Here is a 6,534-nt window from a genome sequence, read left to right as displayed (position 1 = left end):
AAGCTGTTTGCTGAGATCGAAGCCATGACCGACGGCAAAGAGTTGTTCGAGACATTGCAGCAAGCCTTGGCGAAGGACGATGCTAAGATGCTGGCGCAGGCAGTCAATAAAGTTGTATCGCTGCCGCAACGGATCAAAGGTACAGCTGACCTGGTCAACGCCTACAGGACATTGATCATGTTGGAGCGTGAAGCCTTCGGGATTAACGACGACGCTGGATCCTCCGAAGACGCCCTGGCCAATCTCATCAAGAAGGTGCAGGGTCGGAGAGTGGATCTCGTGCAGGTAGCAAGGGGTAGGGGCTATGGCGTTGATTAAACCTGACGATCATTATAGCGTCAGATTCGTCATCTCGTCGCTGGTCAGGATGCTCTCTAACTCCTTTCACTGTTGCATTTATCTATGAACCCATTTATTTTGCTGCATAGTGTAGTTGTGCCGCGCTACTGATTTACCGATTTAATTTAAGTCATGACATTTTTCACTTAATGGGTGAGCGGTAGCGAATAGCTCTCCATGAAACCCTTCTTCAATGTAAGCTCCGAGAAATCCTGTGCGGTATTTGATATAAAGAAAACGGTTCAAAGAAGCGCATAGGGATAGTTTTAGGGATGCAAAATAATTGATAATTTTTAAAGTATAACAAATCTAGGTGCTTAGGATTATAATTCGATTCTCGTCCCGGCACCATGATAAAAAAAGGGAAATCAGCTAGTTAAGAGCCGGTTTCCCTTTTTTATTATTGTCCTGAAATTCCTTGATTTAGGTCCTGTGCATCATTTGTGCATCAACGATTTGCTCTTGCTGTTCAACTTTGGGACGGCGGCTTAACTACGGTCAGCAGCATCTTGAAGGGTTTTAGCGCATCAACCGCGTGGGGGATATTTGCCGGCATGATGATCATCTGGCCACTGCCGACGTTATACTTTTCGCTGCCGATGGTGATTTGCGCTTCGCCATCAAGGATCTGAATCATGGCATCTCCGGTCGAGGCGTGACTGCTGATCCCTTCGCCGGCGGCGAAGGCGAACAAGGTCAGGGTGAGGTAGTCATTCTGTGCCAGGGTGCGACTGACAACCTTCTGCTCGGCATATTCAATCAGGTCGTTGGTAGTGTGGATTACGCTTTTTGCTACATTTTTGATCATTTCATGGGTTGTCATGGGGATCTCCTGTGGCTGATAAGGGGTTGATGGTGTTTTTTCTGTTATCCAAACTAGCGCATTGTCTCTTGAAAAACCTTGATTCGGATCAATAATGGACTTCTATCGTCATTTTCTGACTGGGTGCCCGCGCATCTTGAGATGATGATCAGCGGTACCGATCCCCTTAGTGCCTCCCTGGTGCTCTATCTGCCACACTCATCCGATATCTTATCCGAAACTTGCCTTGCCGGTGAAAATTCGCTACAAATCTATTTTATTCTCCTGCCTGCAGGGGTGTCGCTGTTTGCGCCTTCTGTGTCGATCGGATTGCTATGAAAATATATGCCAGCGAGTTTGCTTTTTTTCTGCGTGGTCAGGCGCGAAAAAACCTTAAACTACTTGTTCTTTATTGCTTTTTTCTGTTTTTGATGGTGATGACCTACGCCGCGCTCTTTACGGTGCTGATGGAGTATCTTGAGGGTCGTCACTATTCGTTTTTTACCGGCATTTATTGGACGATCGTCACCATGAGTACGCTGGGCTATGGTGACTATGTTTTCAGTACCGATGCCGGTCACATTTTTTCTGCTCTGGTGACATTTTCCGGCGTCATTTTCATGCTGATTCTGTTGCCTTTCGGCATGGTCAGTCTGTTTCTCGCGCCGTGGATTGAACAGCGTCTGCGTTATCGCCCGAAATCACAGTTGAACGCTGATTACAACGGGCATGTGATCATTTTTGGTTATGACAGCATTACCCGCGCCCTGACCCGCAAGTTGATTGCCCACCATACCCCTTATGTGATCGTGACAGCGAACCAGGATGAGGCGATCCTGCTTGAAGAGGAGGGTCTGCATGTGGTGGTGGGCAGCCCGACCAACGTGACATTTTTAAAAAACATTCAGGTTGCCAAAGCGCGCCATGTTGTTGCCAATCTGAGTGACCCGCTCAATACCAATATCTGCCTGACGATTCGCTCCTTTTGCGAGACGCCGATCGCAACCATGATTGACGAGCCTGAGCGTAGTGAGTTGCTGCGTTCAGCCGGTGCCAACCGGGTAATTCCGCTCAAGCGCATTCTGGGAAGCTACCTTGCCTCGCGTGCTACTACCCTGGGGGCGACGGCGCATATCCTTGATGCTTTCGGTAAGCTATTGATTGCCGAAATGCCGGTTAAATCAACCCCCTTTGTTGGCCAGACCCTGGCGGAAGCAAGAATCCGCCAGCTGACCGGTCTGGCGGTTATCGGGTTGTGGGAGCGCGGGACCTTTACCGTCCCCGAAGCGGGCAGTGTCCTCAATCCCCTTGCTTTAATGGTGTTTGCCGGCACCCGTGAGCAACTGCATGCTCTCGAAGAAATCGCTGGTGACAAGGATCAGACCGACCTGGTGATGGTTCTCGGCCATGGCCGTATCGGTTGCAATGCCGCCAGGTTTCTGGAGCGACGCTCCATCCCCTTTGTGATCATCGATCGCACTAATAACCTGGATTGTATGGATCATATAACTGTTATCGGTGATGCGACCAATCGTCATTTGTTGCTGGAATCAGGCATTAAAGATGCCAAAGGGTTGATTGTGACCACCAATGACGATGACACCAATATTTTCCTGACCCTGGCCAGTCGCCGTCAGCGCCCCCATATGCGTATTGTTGCGCGCTCCAATCAGGAGGAAAATGTCGATCAGTTGTATGCGGCCGGGGCCGATTTTGTTATTTCCAATGCCTCGGTTGGCGCCAATATTCTCAATAATGTTCTCGAGGGGAAGGAAACCATCTTCCTGACCGAAGGGATCGACGTCTTTCGCGCACCCTTGCCGCCGGCGCTGGCGGGTTTGAGTATTGCCGAATCCCTGATTCGCCCCAAAACCGGTTGCTCGATTGTTGCCCTGGAGTTGCCCGATTCAACTGATCCGATTGTTTCGCCGCCACCGGAAACCATATTGACAGAAGGAATGGGACTGATATTGATCGGCAGCCCCGAGGATGAAGAAAACTTTGGTCGTAAATTCAGAAATGGCCCCTGATATTTTTTGTCTTTTCTGCGTTTTTATCAGGATTGGTGTTACAATTGAGCGATAAATTCATTTTTAACGGAGGTTGTATGACAGGGGTAGATCAGCATGAATGTAAAGATCCCAGTTCGCACTGGATGCATATCTGCCAGTTGCGTCGTGAAGGGCGGCATGATGATGCCAACGCCCTGATGTCCGACCCTGGACACACTTGCCTTAATTGTAATGCGGTGGCCCGCTACGCCAAAAATCTCTGTAATCCCAGTTCGTTCTCGCGCGTTTAAGGGGCGGCGCACTTGTCGTTTTTTATGTAAATAATCTTGGGAGGGGTGCGCCTGGATGGTCATTCCATCTGGAGGAAGATATGAAGTTGGTGGTCAAGTTAATCGGGTTGCTGTTGGTGCTGGTGCTGGTTGCCGGGGCAGTGGTCATTTTTTACAGTGGCACCCTGGTACAAAAAGGAATCGAGAAGGGCGGTGAAGCGGCCCTTGGCGTTGCCACCCGGGTTGGCAATGTCGATATTTCCTTGATGGGGGGAGAAGCGACCATGAGCCAACTAACGATTGCCAATCCACCTGGGTTTTCGGCGCGCCAGTTTCTTGAACTGGGTCACGCCAATATGGCGGTGTCCCTTCATTCTCTGCTCAGTGACACCGTGACGATTCCGCAACTAGCAATCAGCGGCATCCGTGTCAATCTCGAGCAAAAGGGGAACAAAAATAATGTCAACCCGCTGTTGGAGCGAGCTCGCACCCTGGCTGGGGAAGGGCGCAAGACTGCCGATGCGCCGGCATCAATGCCGAAGGAGGACGGCAAGAAATTCATTGTTTCCCACTTTTCCCTTGACGATGTGCAGGTTAACGCCAACCTTGACGCCTTCGGTCAGAGCACCTCGGTCAACCTGGTGTTGCCAAAAATTGAATTGCGCAATCTCGGTGACGCGCAGGGTGGACTAACCATGGCGGAACTGATTGAGCAGGTGGTGCAGGTGATTCTGGAAACTGCGCAAAAGAGTTCAGGCCAACTGTCACCTGCTCTGGCGCGGCTACTCTCTGGTGAACTCAGTGATCTGCAATCTTTGCAGTCAGGGGTGATTGACCGGGCACGACAGGAAGTGGACAGGTTGGCTGGCGAACTCGAAAAAAAATTGCCGATTGATGTGCTCGAAGCGGAAAAGCAGTTGATTGAAGAAAAAGCGAGCGATCTGCTCAGAGGGCTCGGCGGTCGCCTGGGAGGAAATTAAGAGGCAGTCGCAAGATGGTTGTTTTTCCCGTCGCAATACAGAGTGCCAGCAACGGCTATGTCTTGCCCAACACAAGGAGAATGGAAATGAAACAGGTATTATGTCTGGTTTTTGTCGCTGTCTTTATGGTTGCTTGTAGCAGTGATTCAACTGACCCGGCACCGCAACCCTCAGCGCCGGCACCAGCAGTAAAACCTGCTGAAGAAGCAGTGCAACGGGCGACAGAGACTGCTCAGCAGGTTGTCGAAAAAGGCCAGGAGCTCAAAGATGAGGCAGGGAAGTACGTTGAAAAAACATCAGAGACCGTTGCTGCCAAAGCGCAAGAATTAGAGGTTGGTGCTGAGAAACTGGTTCAGCAGGGCAGTGATCGTCTAGCCGCTCTGGTTCCTTCTGCCGCTACCTTCGATCAAGGCAGTTCTATCTATCAGCAAAACTGTCGCAGTTGCCATGATTCCGGCATGATGGGTGCGCCGAAAATTGGCCATGCCCGCTACCGCGCGGATATCGATGTGCTGGTAGAAAACAGCATCAATGGGGTTGGGCGGATGCCGGCACGAGGAGGCAATCGCAACTTAACTGATGACCAACTTCGCGCTGTAGTTGAATATATGGTCGAGAAGAGTAAGTAAGCGAACAAAAGCATTTATGCGTTGCTTAGCACCAAAGCTCATCTGTCATCATCGGATGAGCTTTGGTTTTTTTGATCTGTCCGTAGCCGTATCGCCGTAGGTGAGGCAAGTGAATCAGGGAGCTAGACGATGAATATCCGCAAGAAGTTTTTTGATTTTGACTATCCGGAAGTTCTTGATATCAAAACCCGTGAATTGATCCGCGTGGCTTGTGCTATTGCGGTGCAATGTCCTGACTGACTGAAAAAACACTTCGCGGTCGCGAAGGAGCATGGGGCTACTGAGGATGAACTGCTTGAGAGTATGGCCTACGGCATGATGGCGCCGGGTGGCCGGGCCAAAAACTTTGCCAAATCGATGTTTGAGGATCTGGATCTGAAATAAATAACCTGGTCCGCCGAAAGCAGCGGGCTATTGGAATACGGAATTTAAAATACAGTATGCCGAAGACAATCCAGGCTATCGTCTTATCGACAATTCATTCTGCATTCTGACTTCTGTATTTCTTCAGGTTATTGGCGCGGCGGATAAATCGTCTGTCATCCTCAAGTGTTTTTGTCAGAGATCCATGCGCTTAGATGTTAACAATACACTGGATTTTTGCTTGCGCGGGAATGACGTTCTATTGATTGTTTAACCACCGACGCAATAACGCACTAAACAACAGCAGGGGGTAAGACCCTGTTTTTGATTGAAAATCGGCATATGAGCGAGCAACGTAAAAATTATATGACCCCTGGTTGTGCTGAACGATTGCGCGGGGAATTGAAGCAGCTGTTGTATCAGCAGCGACCGCAGATGGTCGAAACCGTGGCGTGGGCTGCTTCCAATGGTGATCGCTCGGAAAACGCAGATTATCATTACGGAAAAAAACGTCTGCGGGAAATTGATCGGCGTATCCGCTTTATCACCGGTCAACTTGACAGTGCGATTATCGTCGACCCGCTGCAACAGGCAACAGTTGCCGGCGATCGCGTTCTGTTCGGAGCAACCGTCACGCTAGAAAATGGCGCCGGCGTGCGGCGGATTCTGGCGCTGGTCGGTGGTGATGAGATCGACGCTACCCGTGGCCGCATCAGCTGGTTTTCGCCTATCGGCAAGGCGCTTCTAGGTGCCCGCGAGGGGGACGCAGTGACAGTACAGACGCCGGGTGGTCGTGAGGAGCTGGATATCATCCTGGTGGAGTATCGCCAGCTTGATTAATATTCGACAAAAAGTGATCTGATTAGTACTGATCTTCCGCTGTGTTTAACGACAATGCACGTCATACCCGTGAGGGCGGGTATCCAGGGGGGCTGCTCAGATTTCTGGACTTCCGCTTTCGCGGGAGTGACGACTTTTCAGAGGAGAGCGGAAGATTGATGCTAATCAGGAAAAGTGATGGTTCATGGCAGGATCATTAAAATGACACAGACAAAAAAGACAGCAATCCGCCTGGTTTTTTATCAGCGCAATTATTTGGCCGACAAGTGGCGGCAGATGGTCAACCAGGCAGAGCTTGAC

Annotated in this window: 8 protein-coding genes; 7 read left to right on the top strand and 1 reads right to left on the bottom strand. The window is 50.3% G+C overall.

What is annotated here, in order from left to right:
- A partial coding sequence (locus tag AC6F7T_RS14145; RefSeq protein ID WP_500719896.1) for a hypothetical protein occupies nt 1–318 on the top strand: 318 nt, incomplete at its 5' end.
- Between the two features lie 490 nt (nt 319–808).
- On the opposite strand, the gene AC6F7T_RS14140 is transcribed toward AC6F7T_RS14145, so the two are convergent.
- Nucleotides 809–1,162 (bottom strand): cupin domain-containing protein, encoded by a 354-nt coding sequence (locus AC6F7T_RS14140; protein ID WP_500719894.1) that lies wholly within the window; start codon nt 1,160–1,162, stop codon nt 809–811.
- Between the two features lie 314 nt (nt 1,163–1,476).
- Here AC6F7T_RS14140 and AC6F7T_RS14135 point away from each other — a divergent pair, with 314 nt between their 5' ends.
- The 6 genes from AC6F7T_RS14135 to greB all read left to right on the top strand — a co-directional run bounded on the left by AC6F7T_RS14135 (nt 1,477) and on the right by greB (nt 6,234).
- Nucleotides 1,477–3,171: an NAD-binding protein gene (locus AC6F7T_RS14135; RefSeq protein ID WP_500719893.1), complete on the top strand. Its 1,695-nt coding sequence runs from the start codon at nt 1,477–1,479 to the stop codon at nt 3,169–3,171.
- 77 nt (nt 3,172–3,248) lie between these two features.
- On the top strand, nt 3,249–3,443 hold the full coding sequence (locus AC6F7T_RS14130; protein WP_500719892.1) for a hypothetical protein: 195 nt from the start codon (nt 3,249–3,251) through the stop codon (nt 3,441–3,443).
- A gap of 80 nt (nt 3,444–3,523) precedes the next feature.
- The gene (locus AC6F7T_RS14125) at nt 3,524–4,402 is read left to right on the top strand and encodes an AsmA family protein (RefSeq protein WP_500719890.1); all 879 of its coding nucleotides are present in this window, start codon (nt 3,524–3,526) and stop codon (nt 4,400–4,402) included.
- An 86-nt stretch (nt 4,403–4,488) separates the two neighbouring features.
- Entirely contained in the window at nt 4,489–5,031 is a 543-nt protein-coding gene (locus AC6F7T_RS14120) for a c-type cytochrome (protein ID WP_500719889.1), read from the top strand.
- 129 nt (nt 5,032–5,160) lie between these two features.
- A complete protein-coding gene (locus tag AC6F7T_RS14115) occupies nt 5,161–5,415 on the top strand; it encodes a GSU3128 family (seleno)protein (protein ID WP_500719887.1) in 255 nt (84 codons plus the stop codon).
- Nucleotides 5,416–5,736: 321 nt separating this feature from the next.
- The gene (gene greB / locus AC6F7T_RS14110; RefSeq protein WP_500719885.1) at nt 5,737–6,234 is read left to right on the top strand and encodes a transcription elongation factor GreB; all 498 of its coding nucleotides are present in this window, start codon (nt 5,737–5,739) and stop codon (nt 6,232–6,234) included.
- The last annotated feature ends 300 nt before the right edge of the window (nt 6,235–6,534 follow it).

The sequence above is a fragment of the Pelovirga sp. genome, from assembly GCF_059864205.1.
This window is presented reverse-complemented; position numbering and strand designations above follow the sequence as displayed.